This window comes from Dysgonomonas termitidis (genome assembly GCF_042654545.1).
Classification (GTDB): domain Bacteria; phylum Bacteroidota; class Bacteroidia; order Bacteroidales; family Dysgonomonadaceae; genus Dysgonomonas; species Dysgonomonas termitidis.
In genome coordinates, this window is record NZ_JBHSGN010000131.1 from 1 (window position 1) to 22,343 (window position 22,343).

14 protein-coding genes and 1 pseudogene are annotated in these 22,343 nt (G+C 36.9%); 8 read left to right on the forward strand and 7 right to left on the reverse strand.

Features of this window, described 5'->3' with window-relative positions; genetic code table 11:
- From ACFO6W_RS21700 to ACFO6W_RS21715, 4 genes are all read left to right on the forward strand, one after another.
- Positions 1 to 890 (forward strand): TraM recognition domain-containing protein (locus tag ACFO6W_RS21700; protein ID WP_380000401.1); only part of this gene is annotated, 890 nt, incomplete at its 5' end.
- 237 nt (positions 891 to 1,127) lie between these two features.
- The gene (locus ACFO6W_RS21705; protein ID WP_380000403.1) at positions 1,128 to 1,799 is read left to right on the forward strand and encodes a hypothetical protein; all 672 of its coding nucleotides are present in this window, start codon (positions 1,128 to 1,130) and stop codon (positions 1,797 to 1,799) included.
- Positions 1,796 to 2,395 (forward strand): hypothetical protein, encoded by a 600-nt coding sequence (locus ACFO6W_RS21710; RefSeq protein ID WP_380000405.1) that lies wholly within the window; start codon positions 1,796 to 1,798, stop codon positions 2,393 to 2,395. Before ACFO6W_RS21705 ends, ACFO6W_RS21710 begins: the two co-directional genes overlap by 4 nt.
- A 436-nt stretch (positions 2,396 to 2,831) precedes the next feature.
- The gene (locus ACFO6W_RS21715) at positions 2,832 to 3,374 is read left to right on the forward strand and encodes a hypothetical protein (RefSeq protein ID WP_380000408.1); all 543 of its coding nucleotides are present in this window, start codon (positions 2,832 to 2,834) and stop codon (positions 3,372 to 3,374) included.
- A gap of 99 nt (positions 3,375 to 3,473) precedes the next feature.
- Here the strand turns inward: ACFO6W_RS21715 and ACFO6W_RS21720 are convergent, their stop codons facing one another.
- The 4 genes from ACFO6W_RS21720 to ACFO6W_RS21735 form a co-directional block, all read right to left on the reverse strand.
- Entirely contained in the window at positions 3,474 to 3,788 is a 315-nt protein-coding gene (locus tag ACFO6W_RS21720) for a hypothetical protein (RefSeq protein WP_380000410.1), read from the reverse strand.
- Between the two features lie 18 nt (positions 3,789 to 3,806).
- Positions 3,807 to 5,912 (reverse strand): type IA DNA topoisomerase, encoded by a 2,106-nt coding sequence (locus ACFO6W_RS21725; RefSeq protein WP_380000427.1) that lies wholly within the window; start codon positions 5,910 to 5,912, stop codon positions 3,807 to 3,809.
- Positions 5,913 to 5,993: 81 nt separating this feature from the next.
- Positions 5,994 to 6,245, reverse strand: coding sequence for a DUF4099 domain-containing protein (locus ACFO6W_RS21730; protein ID WP_380000412.1), 252 nt, complete (start codon positions 6,243 to 6,245; stop codon positions 5,994 to 5,996).
- Positions 6,246 to 6,277: 32 nt separating this feature from the next.
- Positions 6,278 to 7,972 (reverse strand): DUF3945 domain-containing protein, encoded by a 1,695-nt coding sequence (locus ACFO6W_RS21735; RefSeq protein ID WP_380000414.1) that lies wholly within the window; start codon positions 7,970 to 7,972, stop codon positions 6,278 to 6,280.
- A 251-nt stretch (positions 7,973 to 8,223) separates the two neighbouring features.
- Here ACFO6W_RS21735 and ACFO6W_RS21740 point away from each other — a divergent pair, with 251 nt between their 5' ends.
- The 4 genes and pseudogenes from ACFO6W_RS21740 to ACFO6W_RS21755 all read left to right on the forward strand — a co-directional run bounded on the left by ACFO6W_RS21740 (position 8,224) and on the right by ACFO6W_RS21755 (position 17,478).
- Complete coding sequence (locus ACFO6W_RS21740) at positions 8,224 to 9,132, forward strand: helix-turn-helix domain-containing protein (RefSeq protein WP_459952248.1); 909 nt, start codon at positions 8,224 to 8,226, stop codon at positions 9,130 to 9,132.
- Positions 9,133 to 9,242: 110 nt separating this feature from the next.
- Positions 9,243 to 10,235 carry an aldo/keto reductase gene (locus ACFO6W_RS21745; protein ID WP_380000416.1) on the forward strand — a complete coding sequence of 331 codons (993 nt, stop codon included), beginning with the start codon at positions 9,243 to 9,245 and terminating at the stop codon, positions 10,233 to 10,235.
- Positions 10,236 to 10,540: 305 nt separating this feature from the next.
- Positions 10,541 to 15,778: an N-6 DNA methylase gene (locus ACFO6W_RS21750; protein ID WP_380000419.1), complete on the forward strand. Its 5,238-nt coding sequence runs from the start codon at positions 10,541 to 10,543 to the stop codon at positions 15,776 to 15,778.
- Between the two features lie 282 nt (positions 15,779 to 16,060).
- Positions 16,061 to 17,478 (forward strand): annotated as a pseudogene (locus tag ACFO6W_RS21755) (aminotransferase-like domain-containing protein).
- Between the two features lie 28 nt (positions 17,479 to 17,506).
- Here ACFO6W_RS21755 and ACFO6W_RS21760 read toward each other — a convergent pair.
- From ACFO6W_RS21760 to ACFO6W_RS21770, 3 genes are all read right to left on the reverse strand, one after another.
- A complete protein-coding gene (locus ACFO6W_RS21760) occupies positions 17,507 to 18,280 on the reverse strand; it encodes a DUF6624 domain-containing protein (RefSeq protein ID WP_380000421.1) in 774 nt (257 codons plus the stop codon).
- An 80-nt stretch (positions 18,281 to 18,360) separates the two neighbouring features.
- Entirely contained in the window at positions 18,361 to 19,551 is a 1,191-nt protein-coding gene (locus ACFO6W_RS21765; protein WP_380000423.1) for an aminotransferase-like domain-containing protein, read from the reverse strand.
- 312 nt (positions 19,552 to 19,863) lie between these two features.
- Entirely contained in the window at positions 19,864 to 22,266 is a 2,403-nt protein-coding gene (locus ACFO6W_RS21770) for a TonB-dependent receptor domain-containing protein (protein WP_380000425.1), read from the reverse strand.
- Positions 22,267 to 22,343 lie beyond the last annotated feature (77 nt).

Here is a 22,343-nt window from a genome sequence, read left to right on the forward strand (position 1 = left end):
GCTTGGAAACCTACCACCGTGAAAAGTGGCAAGGCGCCGGGTGCTTAGCCTATGGCCAGATTGCAAGTGCAAAAATTCCTCTTTCGAGAATGATTTCGCCACAACTTTATTGGGTTATGACGGGTGATGACTTCTCACTTGATATCAATAACCCGAATGAACCTAAAATCCTTTGTGTCGGGAACAATCCGGATCGGCAGAATATCTACTCCGCAGCTTTGGGTTTATATAATTCCCGTATTGTAAAACTCATTAATAAAAAGGGGCAATTGAAGTCCTCGGTTATTATAGATGAATTACCAACTATCTATTTCAGAGGTTTGGATAACCTGATTGCTACGGCCAGAAGCAATAAAGTTGCCGTGTGCCTGGGTTTCCAGGATTATTCCCAGCTAATCAGAGATTATGGCGATAAAGAAGCCAAAGTGATCCAGAATACCGTTGGAAATATATTCTCCGGTCAGGTAGTAGGGGATACGGCTAAAAACTTGTCGGAAAGGTTTGGAAAAGTATTGCAAAAACGTCAATCGATGTCAATCAGCAGACAGGATATATCTACTTCTATCAATACACAGCTCGATTCATTGATTCCTGCATCAAAGATTTCCAACCTTACACAGGGGATGTTTGTCGGCTCTGTTTCGGATAATTTCGATGAACGGATTGATCAGAAAATCTTTCATGCACAGATAATTATCGATAATGATACTGTAAAGTCAGAAACCAGCAGGTATATTCCAATTCCTCAAATTGTAAACTTTGTAGATGCAAATGGCGTAGACCGGATGCAGGAACAAATTGATATGAACTATAAACGGGTGAAGATTGAAGTAAATCAAATTATTATTGACGAGTTTGAAAATCGGAACTTAAAAAAAGAAACAAAATAAACCCATATAATTTATTTGTGGCATCTGTATAAATGATGCAGCTTTTTTTATCGACATTGAAAAAACTTCAAATAATATAATCTATATAGATGTTCTATATTTTCTAAAAATTAAATGAGTATTAAATATAATAATATATATATAGTATTATAAAAAATATTATTAGATTTGACACGTTCTATTGTTAAACCTGAAATAAATACTAACACCACAAATATAAACCTAAGAAAGATTATTATGAAGAAATGTATTTTATTTATTTCATTCCTTTTCATGTTCTTTTCCACAGTGTATTTATCAGCACAGAATTCCGGAAGGCTGGTTTCGAGAAAAGTAAGCAGTAATATTACTACGGAAAATGAAAATTATAAGAATTTTCGCTTTACTGTTGGCGGAGGCTATGCTTACTGGCTTGGAGAGAATTTGGATGCCGGAAACCAAGCTGTCAAAGATTTTACCTCCGATTTAAGACATGGCTATAATTTGGACATTGAAACCCAATATTATTTTCATGAATTCATTGGGATCGGGTTAAATGGAAGTTTCACCAGATACAGTAGTGACGATATGAAGAATATAAATATGAGAGAAACGGATAAAATGTTTTTCCTTGGGGCAACATGTAACGGCCGTTACATAAATAATAAATGGGGTTTCTATTCTGGTTTGGGTTTTGGCCCTATATTTTATTCGGGAGATGCAGAAATAAGTGGGAGCTATGCAAAAATAGAGAAAACGGTGTTTGGTATTAATGCTAATATTGCCTGTGAATACCGCCTGAGCGAAAACGTCGGCACAGGCCTGAAATTGTCTGTTACCGCAGGTTCATTTGAGATGTACGGTGTAACGGACAGGATGAGTGTTTCAAGTTTAATGGTTACAGGATTTCTAAGCTTTAGAACAAAATGAAAAAATTACTATTCCTTTTATTTATTCTTCTGTCTGCAAATACGTTTGCGCAGGAGACGGAACCAATGCAGACAGAAGATATACTGGCTAAACCAGGCAAAGGTAAATGCATGGTATATATTGCCAGGCGTGAAACGGCGGCTTTATTGGTAAAATTCAGTATTTATGACGGTGATATATTTCTGGGAAAACTGGGATTAAAAAAATATTTTGCCTATGAGTGTGATCCCGGAGAACATGTATTTATAGCCAAAGGAGAAAATACATTTTATGTAGATGCAAACCTGGAGGAAGGTAAAACATACGTTATGGATTTAAAAATAAAGGTCGGAATAATCTCAGCCCGTGTAAGCCTTAATCCTATAGATCAGTCCAACAAGAAATTCGAAAAAGAGAAGAAAAAAATCCTAGAATTTATTAGTAAAAAGAAAGGTGAATTACTTTCAGAAGGAGAAGAAGCTGAAAGCGAAGAGAGTGATGGCGACCAGAATGTTGAGCATGACTCAACAATGAGTAAACGATTGAAGAAGTTCTATGAGATGAAAGAGAAAGGGAAGAAGATTACGACTATAACCCCCGATATGTATTTTAATTAAGGATCTGATTATTATTTATCAATCAACAGTAACCGTGAGAATATATTCTTGCGGTTTTTTTTATACTTTAATCAGGATAAAAGAAAGGGTATCTTATAAGTCTACAAACATATTGCCTATATATCTTTGATATAAGTGATTAGAATAAATCTTTTCCGTCCACTATATAATGCGTGGAATTATTTAAGTTTCTTATTATATGTAGATTTATTAAAAATGACTTTATATACTTGAGATATTGAAAAATAACTTATAAAATAATTTTAAGCTGTAATTGAGTCCGGAACCTGATAAATTCATTGACTAACTTGGAGGCCATTAAAGAAAATAAACAATGAAGTTTCGATAAATAAAATGCTATACATATAGTATGTATTAAATATAAATTATCTATTTTTATACCCAAAATACTAAGTTATCCCTTAAAAATATATTTATGAAAAAGCTGCTATTTATTTTTATTATTGTTTCTATTTTTTCATGTTCACAAAAAAATGAATATGAAAAATTAATCCGTGAGTATGCTCAAACTAATAAACAAGGTGTTTTTACCGACTGCCAGTTCGAATCAATCGAAATAAAAGAATTACCACCGATAACTGTTTCTGATAGCATTAATTTCTTAAAAAATACCTTTGAAGACGATAATAAGGCATATATAAAGAGGCAGGAGACACTCCTAAAAATGTCTTTGGAATACATGGAAATAGAGAAAAAGGCAAGATTCAAATCACAGGTCATTATTGACGGATTTATGAATACGATTGATCAATTAAACAATAGTATAGATTCTGTAAAACAATTGAATTTTAAAAGCCGTTATGATGGATTAAACGTGGATAAGGTACTGTTACAACCTGTGGAATGTCGTTATTCATATGTTTTCCCTGCAGGTAACCCAAGGCAGGAACGCACAGATATCTTTTATTTTCTTCCGGATTTAAGTAAAATTACCGGACAGAAACAAATAAGGAAATAATATATGTATTAAAGAAAGAGAGGTGTCCGTCACGGATGCCTCTCTTTTGAATTCAAAATTCCAAAAATATGCGAATATATAGAAGAACTGCGGTCAATACTAACCTATATACTTTAAAAAGATACTCACCCAAGATTCTCCCCCGGATCTACTTACATATCTTTGTTGTACTTCAAATTTATAACAGGCTCCTTTATGTTCAGGATAGAATTCCTCAAGAAATGGGATAAGATACTTTATATCTTCATCTATTAATGCATCGTGAATATCCAATTCAAGACAAACTATATCTCCTTTTAGTGGAATTTCACAAAAATAGATTTGGCTACAATCATCGTTTGCATTCGGGAAAATCTTCCCGTTTTTATCAAGGAATATTGCCATGACCTTATTTCTTAAACTGATATCTTTCATAAGATGGGAAATTGACAGTTATTTTTTAATCCGATTTTCTTTATCGGGAAAAGAGAAATGAAAATTACCGATACTGTCGAATTTAATATAAGCATCGAAAGCTTTCCCGTTTTTACCATTGAACCCTTTAATCAGAGGCGATTTTCCTGTTCTAAAGAGTTCCTTTAGCTGATTATCGGTTAGTTTTTTCCCGCAAAGCTCACGGTAAAGGGTCAGGTTACATTTAGAATAGTTGCATTTGATTACTTTGTTATAAAATGTAACTTTACCCAGCCTGCATCTTGGACAAACATAAGGAGTTTCGTTTTTTGTATTCTCAGCTTTTATAACACTGGTAATTTCATCTACGACCTGTTTGGTATATATCAATATCCCGCCCATAAAAGAGTTATAATAATCAGGTGTTACCTCAATTTTAGCAAGCCCGCTTTCCCAACCTCCGGTCATCTCTACGTCTGCAATGCGCATCAGTTTTATTGCTTTATAAAGGTCCAACCCCTTTTTTGTAGGAATTATATTTTTATTATCTCTTTCTGTATATCCTCTATCCATCAAAGTTTCAATAATGGAAGCCCTGGTTGCCGGCGTACCGATGCCTACATCTTTGATTGCTTTTCGGGCTTCTTCATCTTCAATATCTTTACCGCAAGCTTCCATAGCTCCCAGCAAGCTTGAGTCATTATACAAGGCTTTCGGTTTAGTCTTCTTTTCAACTAAATTATGTCCCAGAATTTGCAGATAATCACCTTCTTTAATCGAAGACAAGTCTATAATGTTTCCGGATTCATCCCTGTTATCCGGATCAGCCCCAAAAAGATTGGTCCAACCTTTGTCTTCTATTGATGTTTGTTTGATATGGAATTTGATATCGTCACAAGCAAGCCCGATGTCCACAATTGATTTTTTACAAACACCGGCAAACGCCTCAAGCATCCTTTGGGCAATCAACCCGTATATTTTCTTTTCGTCCTCAATCAGTTTAGCCGGTTTATTTTCCGTAATTATCAGTGCATGATGGTCTGTGATCTTCTTGTCATCCACTGTATTCATATTGAGCTTTGTTTTCATTGCAGATAATAACTTTGCCTGATTTTTATAATCCGGGTGTTCTTTAAGGGAATCAATCAGTTCCGGGATTTTTTCAAATATATCTTTGGGGATATACCTGCTCCCGGTACGGGGGTAAGAGATCAATTTTGCCTCGTAAAGTTTTTGTGCAATATTAAGGGTTGTATCAGCTGTCATTGAAAAGCATTTATTAGCTTCTTTCTGCAGGCTGGTCAGATCATGCAATAAGGGCGGTTGTTGGTTATTTGTTTTCTTTTCGATCCGTTCTACTTTGACCGTGGAATAGGTTTTCAGAAATTGGTATATACTTTCGGCATCCTCCTTTTTTAGGTAGTGTGAAGTCGTATTGATATATAGAGGAGACTCGCCAATCTGGACATTGATAACCGGTTGCCAGTAAGGTTCCGGTTTAAAGTTTAGGACTTCGAGATAACGTTTGCAAATGATGGCTAAAGTCGGAGTCTGCACCCTTCCCAGAGAATTATTACCATCCCCGGAACAAATGCATAAAGCTCTGCTGGCATTGATACCCATCAGCCAATCCGCTTTACTCCTTGCTTCAGCTGAAAGGTATATACTATCGTAACATGTGCCGTCTTTGAGATGGCGAAATCCTTCCTTAATGGCATTATCAGTCAGTGAACTTATCCATAAACGAGAGAATGGCTTCTTACATTTCAGATAATTGTAGATATATCTGAATATAAGTTCTCCTTCCCGACCAGCATCAGTGGCTACAATTATACGATCACATCCGGAGAAAACCGATTTAATAACGTCCAATTGTTTTTTTGCAGTACCATCGGTTTGGTAACCTTTTTTTGTTTTTGTTTTCCGGGGGATCAATTTAAAAGGTTCGGGTAATATTGGCAAGCTGTTCAGGTTATAACTGTCTATCCCATAATCTTCGGGATATGCGAGTGTTATCAAGTGCCCGAACGCCCATGTGAGCATATATCCATTACCTTGCATGTATCCGTTCTTCTTTTCAGTTATATTTAAAACCCGTGCAATATCTTGTCCTACACTGGGTTTTTCGGTAATAATCGCTATCATATAAACAATGAGATTTAAAGGATTCTCCATATACAATATGGAGAATCCGGTTAATGAACTAAATAATAAATGATTATAGTCTTATTCGGGAGAGATACCCCTGACTTCAACGATATATAGATCGTCTTGCGGGATCAGTTGCAAGGTGGCATCCAGGTCGATATTTATCCCGTTTAACATCAGATGAAGGTTTATCGAGCCTGTTTTTTCACCATTTAATAACGATTCCAACTCGCCTTTTTTTTCAAGGTCATCCTTATAGATACCTATCGCTTCCAGTTCATTCCAGTTTACTGTCTCTTCTGGAAATACCAATGGTTTCTTTTTGTGCATATCGCATATAAATTATTAGGAGTGTTCAGGAACTAACTAATCTTTGAGGATTTCGATTTCTTCACATCCTTAGCCGCTGTTTGCTGAGCTTTAGTATCAGCCGAATCCCCATTGATTGTTGTTTTCTTGGCTTTGTCGGGATTTTCCCGGAAGAAATTAAGCAGTCCTGTATCCTTATTGATCCTGACGAAGGTAGGTACAAATGACCCGTCAGTTCCTTTCGCCCCTTTGATTTCCACCACTTTTCCATCCTGAATTTCGGCTTTCATCTTTGCAGTCACTTTCACACCGGATATTTCTTTCGGGATTTCAACTTTTACATCTTCACTGAAACCATCAGGAGTCCTGCTGCGTTGTATATCACCTGTTGCAGGATGCAGCCGGACAAAGCTGTCATAAGTCTCACCATTAGCTCTTACCTGGTCTTTCAGGAAAATCGATTTTCCTTCACTAAGGTCATTACGGTCTTCATTAGTTAATAATACCTGCCCAACATATCGAGGTATGATAATCTCCCGACTTTCGGCAGGAGAATCCGGGTTGAAATTGGAAAACTGTAATTTCCCAGTTTCCAGATCTGTGGCCTTTACATAAGAATCGCGTAATTCTCCGGTTTGCTTATTGACCATACCTTCGACAAGAATCGTTTTTCCTTCTTTCAGGTCAGTTTTTTGCTGGTCATTTAGTTCCACTCCTCCAATTTTCTTGATATTGGATAAGCCTTCCTCGAAGCGATATGTAACCCTCCTTTCATTAGCATCTACCCGAAGATAGGCATCAAACTCTTTTCCGGCTTTCGAGACCATTCCCTCAACAAAAATCTCTTTCCCGTTTCTCAAATCCTCTTTCTCATGATCCATAAGTTTAACGTTATTGGCATCATCCGGAATAAATACACCTTTAGCCCTGACAGAGCTGATTTCTTTGGTCAGGGGATCAATACTGATAAAAGAAGGGTGTAGTTGATTATTGCGGTCATATAGATCGACAACGCGCCCTAAGTGGCCAGTTTCCCGTAAATTGTTTTTATCTTCTTCGGTAAAAACGTGTCCAAAGTATGGCCTGTCCAGTTCCGGCTCTTTTTTTACCCCATGTATTCTTAAGGAAACAGAACCATCCTGTTCCTGGCGCAATGATAATTTAGCATCGGTAGTTACATGGGCTCCTCCCTGTGATATGGATATAGGAATCAGTTGATTTGTTTTCCGGCCTTGCAGCATTTGATCCAACAAACCTTTTTGCTCCAGGTATTCTTTTGTGATACCTAAATCTTTTAATTGATCGAAGTTGATCTGTGAAGGCATAAACCGGTATTTTCTGTCGGTGTTGTTTTCAGGAATTGTATCCTGCTTGTTTTGATCTTTTTCCATAGATTCTTTTTTTTGATTATTATTAAATTGATTATATAGCCCTTGCAGGCCGTTTTTTAATAATTCGAATGTTTTGAACGGTATTTTATATATTGCAAACTGTGTCGGATCACGAGCCTGGCTGTAGAAATTCTTAACAGTAGTCAGCAGGATATCTGAAGGGTCGGAATTATGTCCGATCTTCAGGAACTCATTTTCTCTTTCCTTGATAGGGGGGACAGTCTTAACCCCCTTTTTTTTATCAGCATCTTTTACGACTTCGATGCTTTTGTTCTTTTTGTCAGCCACAACTAAAACCTGGCTATCTTCCGGTTGTTGTGTTTTTTTTGCCGATTCATTCTTTATTTCTTTTGCCATACATTATACTTTAAAAATTAATTTATCACATGTAATCCGAATCAAATATAAAAGTGATTTTCGGGTAAATTGCTGTTAGTTAATGTATTGTCGTAAATTGTCGCATTCTGTCGTAATTTGTCGTATTTGAGGTGTGTGTGTTTTCTGTCTTTTCCTGAAATAAGTTGTCAAAAAATAATGTAAACTATAAGTTTTACAAAAAGGAGGATCGTGGTTTCTATAAGAAAGAAAAATCTATTATATTTACAGATATGGAAATATTTGAAAACATTAATGATTTTTATGCAAGGCAGCAAAAAGATCCTTCATTCCAAAACAAGGGAATCCCTCCGGAATATGGACACTTCAATGTCTTTGAACGAAAATATTGCACAAGTAATTCAGGTTACAGTAGACGCGATTTTTACAAAGTATCCCTGATTATAGGGGATGGAAAGTTATTCTATGCCGATAAATGGATCTTAATAGACCGTCCTGCACTGCTATTCTCCAATCCATTGATTCCCTATGCATGGGAAGCAGTAAGTGAACTGCAAGAAGGATATTATTGCCTGTTCACCGAGGACTTTATACAATCCTCAGAGCGCAACCGGAGCCTTGCAGACTCTCCGTTATTTAGAATCGGAGATAATAAAATATTTTTTCTGGATGAGAAAAAAATTGATGAAATAGCTGCTATATATCGCAAAATGATCGAGGAGATCAACTCCGAATACATTCATAAATATGATATCCTACGGAATTATCTTCACCTGATCATCCATGAAGCGATGAAGATGCAAGTCCCTAATAATAATGCCTTTCAGGGCAGTGCATCGGAGCGGATATCAAGTTTATTTATGGAACTTCTGGAAAGACAGTTTCCGGTGGATATACCCGAGCATACACTTAGCATGCGATCAGCAAACGATTTTGCCCGTCAGCTATCGGTGCATGTTAACCATCTGAACCGTACAGTCAAGGAAATCACCGGAAAAACAACCTCGGAACACATTTCCGAGAGAATCATAAAAGAGGCCTATGCCCTTTTAAACCACACGGATATGACAGTCTCTGAAATCGCCTTTGGACTCGGGTTCGAACATCCCAGCTATTTCAATAATTTCTTTAAGAAGAACACCGGTATTTCTCCGGGTTCAGTGCGTAATCACACAAAATAATTTTATCTGCATTGTTTGAATTTTATACTATCTTCTTTGAATATCGCAACAACATCTGTACGTTTTATACATAGCTTTGTATTATCAAACAGATAAATAAACAGAAAATCATGAAGTACAGACAACTCGCAAAAACGGACGAACAATTATCGTCTTTAGGATTAGGTTGCATGGGTATGAGTTACGCTTATGGCCCGACAAATGAAGCGGACAATTTAGCAACTCTGCATAAGGCCCTGGATTTAGGTATTAATTTTTGGGATACCGCCGATGTGTATGGAGCCGGAGCAAATGAGGAACTACTATCGAAAGTATTGGTTGATAATAGAGATAAAGTATTTATTGCGACCAAATTTGGATTCAGGTACGATAAAGAGGCCAGACTTGGAGGGGCAGAAGTTGATTGCTCTCCCCAATGGATCAGGCAGGCTGTTGAAAAAAGTTTACAAAGACTCAAGATCGATACGATTGACCTTTATTATGCCCATCGTATAGACGTCAATGTTCCTGTTGAAGAAACAGTCGGAGCAATGGCTGATTTGGTAAAAGAAGGGAAAGTCAGGTATTTAGGACTCAGTGAAGCTTCAGCTCAAACCATACGCAAGGCAAATGCCATACATCCTATTTCTGCTCTGCAATATGAATATTCGGTATTGACCCGTGACCCCGAACGTGAAATCTTACCTACCGCCCGTGAGTTGGGAATCTCACTTATTCCTTATTCTCCTCTATCCAGAGGATTAATTACAAACAGATTAGATGTATCTAAGATGGATGCCAGCAATGACTTCCGCAAACATCTTCCCCGGTATCAGGGTAAGAATCTCGAAAACAACAATAAACTGGCAGCTGCTTTTGCCGAATTTGCTGAACAAAGAGATATAACAGCTTCCCAGCTAGCCCTGGCCTGGGTATTGGCTCAAGGCGAAGATATCATTCCTATTCCCGGAACAAAGAGAGTTAAGTATTTAGAGGAAAATGCCAAAGCCGTAGACGTAAATCTTTCACAAGCAGACCTGAACGCAATTGATGATATTCTGGCCAAATATCCCGAAGTAGGAGACCGTTATACTGACGAACAATTCAAATATACAAATCATTAAGGCTTAAACTAATCATATTCTTAGAAGATAAGCATGTACCTGATCCGGTACATGCTTATTTTTTTATCCACAACCATACGCATCTGTATTCCAATATGAAGATTTAGGTTCTCTGATTTAAATCGGAGAAAAAGCAGCCATTTAATTTCAGCGCGCAAAGCTATGTCATGTCCCAAATGAATAGCAAGGTCATGCCCTTCGGGTTTTTACAGAAATCTCCACCCTAAAGGGTGTATTTCTGCAAAAAACCTTGCCTATTCGGGAACATGACAAAAAAAGCCGGCTGAAATTTAAATGACAGCTTTATGGCATATAGTAAAAAGAAACATTTACAGGATAACATTCTGGCTATCCAAACATCTTTCCGGCTCAAGGAAGAAGGCAAAGACGCAAACGATGATGTAAAGGTAATTTTAAGTAAGTATTCCGGCTTTGGCGGCTTGAAATGCATTTTACGACCGTGTGAGAGTCCGGAGGATAAGAACAAATGGCCTGCATCAGAACAAGGCCTGTTTGAAGATACAAAACTCTTATACAGTATTATCCGGCAACACTGCGGATCTGATGCAGCATATAAGGATTATTGTAACAGCCTGCGCAGTTCAATATTAACTGCATTCTATACGCCGGATCAGGTCGCACGGGCTATTGCGAACGGATTATACGATTCAGGAATACATGCAAGGAGTATTTTGGACCCCAGTGCCGGTATCGGTTCATTTGTAAAAGCATTCAATGATTCCGGTACTTCACCCGTTACCTGCTTTGAAAAGGATCTGCTGACAGCCGATATCCTGTCCCGGCTAAGATCTGAAGATATTATCTTTAATAAAGGTTTTGAAACGATCGATGAACGTTCTCTGGATTATTTTGATGTTGTAAGCTCCAATATCCCTTTCGGGGATTACCGGGTATATGATCCTTTATTCTCAGGCAGTAAGGATGAAGATAAAAAACGCTCCTGTAAGGATATCCACAGCTATTTCTTTATAAAAGCAGTAGATGCTGCGCGCGAGGGAGGTCTCATCGCATTTATTACATCCCAGGGTGTTATGAATTCCCCTAAAAATGATTATCTGAGAAAATGGCTGATGGACAGGTGTAATCTGGTAACTGCTATCCGCCTGCCTGATAATCTCTTTATCGACAGTGCCAATACCGAGGCTCCCAGCGATTTAATCATCCTTCAGAAGAATAGCGGTAAAACCGAACAGACAATCCGGGAATATAGTTTTACGGGCATTCGTAAACTCGGGGAAGTTAATATAAATAATTATTATATGGATTTCAGCCGGGTAGTGCATACATCCGTATCACTCGGGAAAAACCAATACGGGTATCCGGCAATTAATTTTCTGTATGAGGGGGATATGGATGAATTATCCGCAGACCTGTATAACAAAATACGGGAAGATTGTGCTATCCATCTGGATTTGGAACTTTATAACACGTATTTGAAGGCTGAAATATTACCTGATAAGGAAGAAGAGATAATCGAAGACAATGAAGTTAAGGAGGAGCTAATCCCAACAAAAGAATTCAGCCTCTATGATTTATTTGGCATACCGGAGGAAGAACGGACTCAGATCGGCCAAAAACAAAAGACAAAAGCCGGAGCACAGTCCCTTCAGAAAACATCTGTTAGTTTGTCATTAACCGATATAACGGAGAATGCCATTGAAATCCGGACTCAGAGCCTGGAACCACGTCTGTATGAGGGTATCCTGATGGATTTTTACAAAGATGGGGTTTTAGTGGAAAATGAAGGGCAGGTCGGTATCTTATCCATAAAAACCAAGTGGAATCAAAAGAAGCAATGTGAAGACAAAGAATATCTGTTTAGTCCATTAAAAATAAATAAGGACCTGACCGGCCGTTTAGTATCCTATATAAATTTACGTGAAGCTTATTTTCATTTGCATCAGACAGAAACAATAGAACGTAGAGAGCTGCCCGAATTACGCGAAACATTGAATAACAGGTACATCGAATTTACGACTAAATACGGAGAACTAAACAATAAGGATAATTACAAGCTGTTGCAACAGGATATCTTCGGGGATGAAATCCTGACACTTGAATACTATGAGAACGGGAAGAAGCAGCTGGCCGGTATCTTCTACCATCCGGTGGCTTTTATGACTGATAAGACAATCCTTGTAGAAAAAGCGGATGAAGCCCTGGCTTCTTCAATTAATAAATTCGGGATTGTCAACCTGGATTATATGTCTGCTATCAGCGGAAAGGAAAACAACATATTGATTGATGAGCTGGAAGGTATTATCTATTACAATCCGTTATCGGGTGAATATGAAATAGCTTCCTGCTTTATATCCGGTGATGTGATTGTCAAATCAGAAGAAATAGAAGCTTATATAAACGAAAACCCTGAGGCAGATGATCTTGAACAGAGCCAAAAATCATTGGAAACACTGAGGAAAGCCATCCCTGAACCCATCCCGTTCTCAGATCTTGATTTCAATTTCGGGGAAAGGTGGCTCCCTGTTTCTTATTACAATGAATATGTGAGCAAGATATTCAATACAAAGATTACGATTGAATACATCGCTGACATTGATAATTTCCATATTGCCGCGGATAATGAGTATACCGTTGAAATCCGGGAGAAATATGCGGTAAAACCCGATGACAGTAATGATGTCAGCGGTTTGACGATCCTTTCCCATGCACTGGTCAATACGTTTCCAAAAATTACCAAGCCATCCGGACGGTATAATGCCAGCGGGCAGGAAATCCGTATTCCCGATCTGGATGCCATCCAACAGACCAATACAAAAATTGATGAAATCCGCAGCGGCTTTACCGATTACCTGAATGACCTGCCGATAGAAACTAAAGGGGAATTAGCCAATTTGTATAACCGGAAATTCAATGCACGTGTTAAACCTAAATATGACGGAAAATTCCAGACTTTCCCCGGTTTACAGCTTCAGGCTTTGGGTATTGATAAACCTTATGACAGCCAGTTCGATACCGTCTGGATGCTCAAGTCCAATGACGGGGGGATCGTCGATCATGAGGTGGGTGCCGGTAAGACCCTGACGATCTGCATTACGGCACATGAGATGAAACGCTTAAAGATGGCTCATAAACCAATGATCATCGGTTTGAAAACCAATATTTTCACCATTGCTGAAACTTATATGAAAGCTTATCCCAATGATAAGGTACTATACCCATCTGAAAAGGATTTCGAACCCAAAAACCGCAAAAGCCTGTTTCATAAGATAAAGAACAATGATTGGGATGTGATTATCCTGACACATGAACAATTCTTTAAGATACCCCAATCTTTGGAGATTCAGCGGGATATTCTCCAGAAAGAGTTGGATTCCGTTGAAGAGAACCTGAGAGTCTATGAACGGTTGAATAATATATCAGCTTCTGCAGGAATGCTAAAGGGATTGGAAAAACGGCAGGAAAACCTGAAATCTACCCTTCGTGAACTGTTTGAAAAGATGGAAGACCGCAGGGATGAAAATGTGGTGGATTTCCGCACAATGGGCATTGACCACATGCTGATAGACGAATCTCATGAATTTAAAAATCTTCGTTTTGATACGCGTTACAGGTATGTTTCGGGCTTGGGAGACCCCAAGGGAAGCCAGCGCGCACTGAACCTGTTGTATGCTTTGCGGACAATGCAATATCGTAATGGCAGGGATTTATGTGCTACTTTTTTAAGTGGAACCACAATCAGTAATTCTTTGGTCGAATTGTACTTGCTGTTTAAATACCTGCGTCCAATGGCAATGGAAGCACAGGGTATCCGTACATTCGATGCATGGGCGGCTGTATATGCTAAAAAGATTTCGGATTTCGAGTTTACCGTGACCAACGAGATCAAATCCAAAGAAAGGTTCAGGTATTTCAAAAACGTACCGGAACTGGCCAATTTCTACAATGAAATAACGGACTACCGTACAGCTAAGGGTATCAATATTGACCGTCCCGAGAATAATATTGTTCTCTATACAACCCATCCTACACCGGAGCAGGCAGAGTTTCAACTAAAACTGATTGAATTTGCAAAGTCCGGAGACGGAGAGCTGATCGGACGTCCCGGAGTTCAATATGATAAAAAAGATTCCGGCCGTATGCTGATTGTGACCGACCTTGCTCGAAAGGCATCCATAGATATGCGTCTGATTAATCCGAAAAAATACCATGACCACCCGGATAATAAATTGTCTCAGGCGGCAAAAAAAATTGCTGACTATTATTATCAATACGATAATCACCGTGGAACCCAGTTTGTATTTTGCGATATAGGTACTTTCAAACCGGATAAACCAAATGAGTGGAATATCTACAGTGAATTAAAGCGTAAGCTGGTAGAAGATTATAAGATACGTAGTAATGAGATCCGTTTTATCCAGGAAGCAAAGAATATCAGGCAACGTGCCGCATTGATATCGGATTTTAAGCATGGGATTATACGGATACTGTTTGGTCATACCAAAAGCTTGGGAACTGGCGTCGATGCTCCTGATTTTACCATTGGAACACATAACCTGGATATCCCCTGGACTCCGAAGGACCTGGAACAACGCGGGGGTAGGGGAGCGCGCAAAGGAAACCGGGTTGCCAAACTCTATGCCGGCAATAAAGTCGATAATATCATTTATGCATCCGAAAATAGCCTGGATACTTATAAGTTCAACCTGTTACAAAATAAACAGACCTTTATTACACAACTCAAGACTAATTCACTGGGCAAACGTACCATTGACGAAGGAGCGATGGATGAAGACGGCAATATGAATTATTCCGAGTATGTAGCAATCCTTTCCGGTAATACCGATTTATTGGATAAAATAAAACTGGAGCGTAAGATCGGTGTATTGGAAAGTGAACATAAAAACTATAACAAACAACTGGAATCTACCGGATGGAGTTTGAAATACAATATGTTCGAATTAGCAAAAAAGCAGGAGCGTCTGGCAGGTATAGAAAAAGACTGGCAAGAAGTGCAGACTCACCTGCCAAAGGATGAAGACGGAAACAGACCCAATCCGGTCAAACTGGATAACTTCGAATACAATGATTCCCTGGAACTGATTGGCCAACGGCTTGTACTTATTGCCGGGAATAAAGATACAAAAAGTGAATTTGTCAGGATCGGTTCACTCCTGAACTTTATAATATTAGTAAAAACCGATATGATGGATAACGGAAAATATAAGTATAACCGTTTTTATATTGAAGGCGCATGCAAATACACCTATAACAATGGTGATCTGGCTCATGACCCAATGCTTGCTGTAACCAATTTTATAAAAGCACTCGATAAAATATATAGTCTGATTCCTAAATTCCAGACAGAGATATCCCAGCTAAAGAAAGATACGGCTGTTATGCAGGAAATAGTCAATACGCCATGGAAAAAAATGGAAGAACTGAACAGGTTAAAAACAGAACTGGCAGCATTGGAGCGCAAAATACAAAACGAACTTAGAGAAATTGAAAATCAAAATGAAGCAACATCAACCGTAACAGAAGAGGTAGAAGTACTTATGTAGAAGAAAATATTATCCGGATAATTACAATTAATAGCCCGAAAAAAAATCAAAATATTACATCTTTTTGTTCGGTTACTTTAAATATCTCCCTTATTTCAGAAGCTTTTATTTCGAACATCCTTTTTGCATTTGTAACTGCATAATCTTTAAATACAATTGGAAGTTAAAACTCATACAGGTACTTAAAAAAATACAGCTTGGTAATAATTCTTTATAGAAAATATTTGATAGAACTATAGATACAGATGTATTTATGGTATCTTTGAAAGATACAGATCAGATATGAAAAAAGAAAGTCTATATCAAGGAATTGCAGACACAATTGCCCGCCAGATAAAATTAGCCATCTGGAAAACGGGAGATAAATTACCATCCTTGCGCACTATCAGCCATGAGTATGGAGTAAGCCTGAATACAGCTATTCAGGCCTATTATGAATTAGAGAAAGGTGGGTTCATCATTTCGCGTCCTAAATCAGGGTACATGTCAACTATAAGCCGTTACGCTTGTCTGCTCCTGAAACAACCCAACCTTCGATCAAATATGCAGGAAAAGGAAATGAAAACTTGATTTCCGAAGTCTATCGCAGCATAGAAGATAACTCTATAATGCGTTTTTCTCTCGGTATTCCCGAAGATGCCTTGTTACCCATTGCAAAATTAAACAAAGAACTTATCAGAGCGATGCATTCACTTCCCGGTAGCGGAAACAGATATGAAAATCCGCAAGGGAATATACGGTTAAGAAAAAATATAGCCCGGTTTGCATATAGTTGGAATGCGGATCTAGTAGCAGACGACATTGTAACAACTACCGGAGTTACCAATTCTACTTCATTAGCCTTATCTGCGATTACACAAAAAGGAGATACAATCGCTGTTGAAAGCCCTGTTTATTTCGGAATATTACAGTTAGCGACAAACTTGGGACTCCGTGTATTGGAATTACCTACAAACCCAATCACAGGTATTGATCTTGATGCGTTACGGGAGGTATTACCACAAATAAAAGTATGCTTACTTGTGAGTAACTTCAGTAATCCTATGGGGAGCTGTGTGCCAGATGAACATAAAAAAGCAGTTGTAGATATGCTATCGGAGTACGATATCCCCTTGATTGAAGATGATCTATATGGCGATGTATTCTTTGGAAATGCACGTCCTAAACCATGTAAATATTTCGATAACAGCGGACTTGTGCTATGGTGTGGATCTGTATCAAAAACACTAGCACCCGGTTATCGGGTTGGATGGATTGCTCCCGGAAAATTTAAGGAAACTATTATTCGTCAGAAACATATTCATTTAATTTCGACTCCTACTCTGAATCAGGAAGCTGTTGCCAACTTCATGGAAAACGACAGGTATGAGAATCATCTACGCAAACTGCGCCACGAATTACATACCAACAGCCTTCATTTTATGCGATCTGTCATGGAACACTTTCCTGAAGATACCAAAATCATAACACCACAGGGAGGCTTCATGATGTGGGTGGAGCTAAATAAAAAGATAGATACGGAAAAGCTCTACTATAGAGCTATGAAACAAAGAATAAGTATTGCCCCCGGGCGTATGTTTACACTACAAGACCAATACCGGAACTGTATGCGTCTAAGCTATGGACAACGTTGGAATCCAGGCATTGAAGAATGTTTGATAAGTTTGGGGAATATTATCAAAAAACTTAACAGTTTTTAGTTGACTAAAAGATTGCCTCCCTTAAAATTTACTTTTTATTCTTATACCAATTATCGTAAATTTCTTTACATCGGGGAAGCTCTTCCATATATTTTTCTTTTGACCAGTCTTCTCCAAAACTTCTCAAATATTCCTCTAAGGGTTCAAGTCCTATTTCTTTCCGTAATTTATTCACATTTTCGATATCTTGGAGAGGAACTAAATATGTTTTTTTATCTTTTGAGAGAATGGTTTGAGTGCCATAAATTTGAGTTTTTCCTTGGTTCATAAGGCATCTGTCAGTTAAAAATGCATATTGCCAACCTTTTACAGTCCCTTTTTTTACAGCATCTTCCAAAACAGGCAAATATTTATTTTGTATGGTTGCATCACTACAATGTTGAATGCAAAGGAAAATAGCATCACTTGCTTCTTCACCTATATCATCACTACTTAACCATCCGTATTTATCGATGATTTGAGTCACCTTCCCGGCATTAAGGCTATCAATCCCATTCATTATTCTACGAATATTTTTCGTACGTAAGTCGGTTTCCCCATACTTTTTCTGTGAATCCATCAACAATATCCTGATACTTTGATCATTATTCCCCATTTTTCGAAGTTCGTTTTTTAATGAATATATCTCAGGATTCATTTCTTGTTCGAAAATATTAAAGATTTTGACATAAGCATTATTGAAGGATAGGGTATCATTATGTTCTATATAATAATAGCAACTGTCTTGTAATTCAGATAAAGTCTGAGCCTTCACTAAAAAAGGAATTTGAACAAACAAAAATAAAATGAATATTTTTTTCATTAGAAAATTGACTTTGATTGAAATTGTCATTTTTGTATACAAAAATAAAATAAAAACGTAGTTTATATTGAAAAAAGGTGTTATTTGTTCATATATACTTTTATTACTTCTGCTATAATTTTTAGTCCTTTTATTATTCCGTCTTCCGGCATATTGGAATAATTGATCCTGAATGTATTTTCTCGATTCTCATTCGGGAAGAATGAACCTCCCGGAACAAAAGCAACCTTTTGTTCCAAACATTTCTCCAAAACATCTCGTGCTGAAATAGCTTCGGGAAGCTCTATCCATGTAAACAGACCGCCTTCAGGATGCGTAAACTTTATATTTTGAGGAAAATAACGCTCTATGCATTCTACTGCAACATCACGACGTTTCTTATAGACTTCTACTATTTTTCCTATATGCTCATCTATATCATATCGTTTCAGATATTCGGAAATAACCATTTGGGCAATTGTATTGCATTGTAAATCTGTACCCTGTTTAACCATGACATATTTACGGATAATATCTTTATCCCCTGCAATCCAACCAATGCGGAAACCCGGACAGAATATTTTTGAAAAGCTACCTGTACACAAAACATTTCCTGCTGTGTCAAACGATTTTACAGAAGGCAGATGCTCTCCTTCGAATCTTAATTCACCATAGGGATTGTCTTCGATAACTGCAACATTATATTTTGCTGATAATTCAGCCAGTTTCTTACGTTTCTCGGTATTCCATGTCTTACCCGTCGGATTCTGAAAAGTGGGTATCACATAGATCAGCTTTATGCCTTTTATTTTTTTCAATACATTTTCTAATGCTGTCATATCCATACCATATTCATCTGTAGGTATCTCTATAAACTTACAGCCATAGGTTCTGAACGCACTGATTGCTGCTAAATAAGTAGGGCTTTCGCACAAAACAATATCTCCTTCATCTAAAAAAACTTTTCCCGACAAATCAAGCCCTTGCTGTGAACCATGGGTTATCAGTATATTGTCTTTATCGAATGATGTACTAAGACGGGGATTCATACGGTTGGCAATCCAGTCTCTCAGAGGAACATAACCTTCGGTTGTGGTATATTGAAGTGCTTTCGTTCCTGCTTCTTTAAGAACTATATGATTTACTTCATTGATCTCCTCTATAGGAAAAAGCTCCGGAGCAGGCAAGCCCCCTGCAAACGAGATTACATCCTCCTGTTCTGTTACTTTTAGTATTTCCCTTATTTCCGAAGCTTTTATATCGGACATTCTTTTTGCGAATTGTAGCTGCATAATCTTTAAATACAATTGAAAATTAAAATATTGTAAAGTAAATCAAAAGGGAAATGTGAAAACAGATACAAATTTGGATATATAAATGGATACAGAATAGCCCTAGAAATACTCACCTTCTATTTTACTTAATAAGTATATATCGTAATTCGATTTAATGTCCGAATTTTGTACCTCATATCAAAGGGATTAGTCAGACATCCATTGTTATTCAGGATAGGTATTGAGATGTGAGTAATTAAAAGAAGACCTTTGCATGATATTAAACGATCTTCTTGCACATTCGCCTGATAGTATGCGAATAATTTCACACTAATATAATCTATTTAATTCTTTTTGGTTAGCAGAATTATTGTTAACACGTGTTTTCATATTATTGAAAGTATAAGTCAAGCTAATCCTTAAAAACCTTGTATCCTGATTGATTCTCATACCTTCTGAAATATTGCCATATTCCGTATCGTAGTTACCTCCACTATTCTTATGAAAAATATCATACATAGTTATAGTTGCTTTCAGCCTGTCTTTTAAGAAATTTTTGCGAACACCTGCGATTAGGCTATGTTGCTCTGTAAACCGTCTGATTTCATAATCACCCGGTCCCCTATAATTAAAGTTAAGAAAAACAGTAATATCGATATTTGGAATATTGTAACTATTGTTGAATGTAAAAGAGGACATCATCTTTCTTATCTTCTTCTCTCTATTCATATAGTTTATTGTCATATCAGGAAACATTAGATTAGAGTTTAATGCTAAAGTATAATTGCCTTTTGTTATTGAATATGATAATCCTGTATTATAAAATTTTGCTTTATTCAGATTCATATAAGTAAATCTTGTAATATCAGTATTATTATCATCGTTAATGCCGACAAATATGATAGGATTTTTTTCTGTTTCAACACTCGTTGTGAAGTTAAGTTTCTTCCAGAGAATTAAACCAATTTCGAAATTATCGGAATATGAGGGTTTTAAATACGGATTTCCAATAATATAGGATAACGAATCAAGATAAATCACATTCGGATTGATTTGTGAAAAAAGCTGCCTGCTAATGGATTTATTATAATTGATATTTAATTCAGCTTTAGGAGAAATAACATAGTTTAGCCCTATATTTGGGAAAAATTTACTTGAGGTCAGCCTGTTATGCTCCAAGCTCTCTGAAGTTTTAATTTTTGAGTCTGTATATTCATAGCGGATACCCGTTTCAATGGTTAATCCTCTAATATTCTTACTAAAATTAAGATAGGCTGCTGAAACTTCTTCGTTAGTAATATTGCTGTCATAAGAGTTTAATTTAGTCGTATTCAGATTGTGGTTTTCACTATATCCATTGTTTTTTATTTTTGAATATTTACCTCCAAGTTGTGAAGTTATCCCCATAACTTCAAATTGATAATCTGCCGACAGATAATATACATCATATTTGTTTTGTGAATTAATTAAAGACCGCGCATAGTCTGTACTAATTATATCAATCTCGTCCATATTCGTTTTTTCCGAATATTTCTTATGTGCATAACTTGCATTAAGATTCAGTGTATTAAAATCCCTGTTCATTGTATAATTGAAGTCAATAGTATAATAATCGTCGTTTTTATTTTTGACAGAATTAAGATCTCTTATTATGTTCTCGGATATATTACTTTTAGTAATCTTTTGGTTTCTATATTCATCTCTGGTATCATCAGTGAAACTTCCCGCAAATTTTAGTCCTAAATAATCATTATTACGGATCTGATAGTCTATACCGGCAAAAAGATTGTGATTTTTGTTGGAATAAGATTGAATGGCATTTGAAATATTATCCATTGCATAATCCTTATTATATATTGTTTGGAAATAATCAGCGTATTGCTTCTGATTATATACGCCATATGAGTAACTGTAAAGACCTGAATATCTGCCTGTATTCTGAGTTATCTGTAAACCGCCCCTGTCACTCACTTTTCTTGCGATAGTCAAATTATTATAGAGTTGAATCATCGTATTATCTTTTCTTGATCTCTTTGTCCTTATGATAATGACCGGCTGGCCGGAAGCATTATACCTGGATGAAGGATTCCTTATAATTTCAACTTTACTTATATCATTTGATTGGAGCGTGTTTAATTCGTCTTTGTTGACAACTTCCTTATTGTCAATATAAATAATAGGACTACCTTTCCCCATAACAGATATTTGTCCTCCGACATCTGAAATAAGTCCCGGTGTCCTGCTCAACATATCAGTAATAGAACCAGCATCGCTCAGTATGCTGTTTTCTATGTTTACGACAATCTTATTATTATCATATGAAACAAAAGGTATTTTTCCTGTTACTGTAATTTCACTTAACAATTGATCGTTTGTTTTTAATAAGATCTCGCCACAATTGATAATAGATTCTTTTTCTAAAATATGGATTTGTGAAAAATCATTATATCCTACAAACGATATCTTCAATAAAATTTCACCCTGATAACTGGTATTGATTTGAAAAGAACCGTCAATCTCAGTTACACAACCATTTATGATTAATGAGTCTTTTGGATTTATTATCATAACATTAGCAAAACTGACCGGAATATTACCCTCATCTATAACTTTTCCATATATTTCATTTTTTGTTAATGTCTGAGAATAAGACCCCGCGGAGCAAAAGAAAAAAATACAACAAATGATAACTCTGTACTTTTTTAGAGTCAAAAGGATATTCTTCTGTTTCATCTTGATATTGATTTTATTAATGCGAATCAGTAGTTGCAACTATTGGCTGATTTATTTAATTAAAAGATTAATTATCA

Excerpts from the sequence above, each read along its gene's own strand:
- ACFO6W_RS21770 (WP_380000425.1), bottom strand. The coding sequence starts at position 22,266 with ATGAAACAGAAGAATATCCTTTTGACTCTAAAAAAGTACAGAGTTATC.
- ACFO6W_RS21715 (WP_380000408.1), top strand. The coding sequence starts at position 2,832 with ATGAAAAAGCTGCTATTTATTTTTATTATTGTTTCTATTTTTTCATGT.
- ACFO6W_RS21765 (WP_380000423.1), bottom strand. The coding sequence starts at position 19,551 with ATGCAGCTACAATTCGCAAAAAGAATGTCCGATATAAAAGCTTCGGAA.
- ACFO6W_RS21725 (WP_380000427.1), bottom strand. The coding sequence starts at position 5,912 with ATGATAGCGATTATTACCGAAAAACCCAGTGTAGGACAAGATATTGCA.
- ACFO6W_RS21745 (WP_380000416.1), top strand. The coding sequence starts at position 9,243 with ATGAAGTACAGACAACTCGCAAAAACGGACGAACAATTATCGTCTTTA.
- ACFO6W_RS21760 (WP_380000421.1), bottom strand. The coding sequence starts at position 18,280 with ATGAAAAAAATATTCATTTTATTTTTGTTTGTTCAAATTCCTTTTTTA.
- ACFO6W_RS21705 (WP_380000403.1), top strand. The coding sequence starts at position 1,128 with ATGAAGAAATGTATTTTATTTATTTCATTCCTTTTCATGTTCTTTTCC.
- ACFO6W_RS21740 (WP_459952248.1), top strand. The coding sequence starts at position 8,224 with ATGGAAATATTTGAAAACATTAATGATTTTTATGCAAGGCAGCAAAAA.
- ACFO6W_RS21720 (WP_380000410.1), bottom strand. The coding sequence starts at position 3,788 with ATGAAAGATATCAGTTTAAGAAATAAGGTCATGGCAATATTCCTTGAT.
- ACFO6W_RS21710 (WP_380000405.1), top strand. The coding sequence starts at position 1,796 with ATGAAAAAATTACTATTCCTTTTATTTATTCTTCTGTCTGCAAATACG.
- ACFO6W_RS21730 (WP_380000412.1), bottom strand. The coding sequence starts at position 6,245 with ATGCACAAAAAGAAACCATTGGTATTTCCAGAAGAGACAGTAAACTGG.
- ACFO6W_RS21735 (WP_380000414.1), bottom strand. The coding sequence starts at position 7,972 with ATGGCAAAAGAAATAAAGAATGAATCGGCAAAAAAAACACAACAACCG.
- ACFO6W_RS21750 (WP_380000419.1), top strand. The coding sequence starts at position 10,541 with ATGGCATATAGTAAAAAGAAACATTTACAGGATAACATTCTGGCTATC.